Annotated in this window: 2 protein-coding genes; both read left to right on the forward strand. The window is 60.0% G+C overall.

The features are described from left to right. Nucleotides 1–223: phosphopantetheine-binding protein (locus tag HMPREF2886_RS21700; protein ID WP_039699022.1), on the forward strand; the 223-nt coding region annotated here is incomplete at its 5' end. 1 nt (nucleotide 224) lies between these two features. Continuing rightward, on the forward strand, nucleotides 225–412 hold a 188-nt coding region (locus HMPREF2886_RS21705; protein ID WP_139147755.1), incomplete at its 3' end, for a hypothetical protein.

Here is a 412-nt window from a genome sequence, read left to right on the forward strand (position 1 = left end):
CGGGATGGCCGACAACTTCTTCGAGCTCGGCGGGCATTCGTTGCTGGCGACTCAGGTCACGGCGCGCATCCATGCCGAGCTGGACATGAATGCCCCCCTGGTCTTGCTGTTCCAGGCCGAGACTTTACAGGCCTATGCGACTTCGCTTGAAGGCTACAAACCTACCGACGCAGCGGACTTCGACGAGCTGCGGGAATTCATGAGCGAACTCGAGGCCGTCTGATATGAATCTCAACAACAATGCCGATCTTGCCCGACGTTTCGCCGGGCTGCCTTTGCCGCAGCGGGAATTGTTCTATCAACGGTTGTGCTCCAAGGGCATCAGCTTCCTGCAAATGCCCATTCCCCGCGTGTGCGAGCAGCCGGGCGCGCACTCGCTGTCGTATGCCCAGCAACGCCAGTGGTTCCTCTG

The sequence above is a fragment of the Pseudomonas sp. HMSC066A08 genome (assembly GCF_001813025.1).
Taxonomy (GTDB): Bacteria; Pseudomonadota; Gammaproteobacteria; order Pseudomonadales; family Pseudomonadaceae; genus Pseudomonas; species Pseudomonas aeruginosa.